Source organism: Endozoicomonas sp. SESOKO4, from assembly GCF_024606275.1.
The window spans coordinates 1-1,721 of record NZ_JAHHPS010000187.1 but is presented as its reverse complement, the minus strand read 5'-3'; the positions used below and the strand labels follow the sequence as shown (position 1 = coordinate 1,721).

Below are 1,721 nucleotides of genomic sequence, written 5' to 3'. Positions count from 1 at the left end.
GAAGATAAATCCTCTGCACTGGCAAATCAAATGCCAGAGCCTGGTTTTATTGTGCCAGGTTTCAGTCATCATATGGTCAATCAGACTATTCCCGAGCGAAAAGTTACCCATTGGGTTACTACGGACCGTCGTGAGTCCATAAATGTAGCCAGCATCTGCGAGACGTTTACCGCTGAGGAAGTGGCTGTGCATATTCGAAATACTATTGGAAATCTCATTCATTCACTCAGATACGAAAAAATCACAAGAGAACCTTACGACGATGATGATCAAAGAGAGGAAATTACAGGGATTTTTATCGATTTTATTTTATGTCAGGAAGGTCTGGTTCGTGATCGTTGTATTACTTTTGAAATTAGTCCCGATAAATATGTGGCGGGTAAAACCATCAGTCATGAACGGGTTGAAGAGATACAATCTTTTCTGAAGGCTATTTTTACCAAACAGGCAGAAAAGGAGTCAAAATTTAATAAGTCTGAAAAACGTTACAGTCTGACAGGCATGCTGGTTGATTATCTTAACAAAAAAGAAAACGTACCGGATGATGTTATCTCAAAGTCTGTGTTTACAAATCAATTTGGCCGCACAGAATTTACGTACGAGAAATTGTTGAAAGCTATATTTCCATTTTTTCAAACCCTTCTTGGTGGAAGTGGCTTTTTTTCTGAGCTGGTTGTTATCTTTGATTTTGTTATAAAATTCAGACAGGAAATCATTGATAGTGCTTGTGAACCGTGTCAAACCAACAATATTATAATCATTGGTCTACGCCTCAATGATAATGATATAAGAGAGCATTTTAATCAACATGTTCTGGAGGTTATTTTTTCCAGACGCTGCGATGGTATAGTCAATGCTATGTTTGATAACTGTGTTTTTGGGACTGACAATGGAGTGAAACCGGCAAGCAGATTAAATCTTAAATTCGGTGAAGAGCTTGAATATGATATAAACAACCGACTTTCTGACGAACAGCGTATGATTGTTAATTGTTTTGCATCTCGACTCAAACAAAAAGGAATGAGTTATTGCCCTAACCTCATGTCTGCTACACGCTATGGTTTTGATAATAGCTTTACTGTATTACCTTTTTACGACTTACCTCAATGGTTTGAAATAATCTGCACGCCCTACCATTCTGATGATCAACTCGCAGAATTATCTTTTGAGAAAGTGATTGAAGTGATTGATTCAATGCGCAACGAAGGGTTGATTGATTATAGTTCCGGGCATAAACACGTCGATGCCTTGAGTGCTACCCAGGGGGATACCGGCGTGCTTCTGGCGATGGAGTCTGAGATCCAGCGAAACCCTTTTTTGCTGAGGGCGTTTGGAAATAATGATCGTATCCTGCAGGAGGATGAAGCTAAATGGTATAAAACATTTGCTGATTACGATCCAGACATAAAACCATTTGCCTTAAAGCGGTTAAATAAGATCATTGACCTATACAATAAAAAAATAGAAGAAAATGATACTCAAAAGCCAAGCCATAAAGGGAACACTGATTCGGAAAAAAAAGAGAGGCTTGAACAGTTTTCAAATTTTTATAGCCAGCTTGTTCATATAACGACTCTACAAAATTGGTTAGGTAATATTAGTGCCGATATGATCGGAAAATTTATGGCTATATCTTTACTGCACATTACCGGAGCAGAGGATGTCGACAAATTATCAACGCTGGAATTTCGTTTTTTCCGTTGTCCGAAAACGGTACAGGA

Annotated in this window: 1 protein-coding gene; it reads left to right on the top strand. The window is 38.3% G+C overall.

Features of this window, described 5'->3' with window-relative positions; translation table 11 throughout:
• On the top strand, window positions 1-1,721 hold a 1,721-nt coding region (locus KDK16_RS03500), incomplete at both ends, for a hypothetical protein (RefSeq protein WP_257252817.1).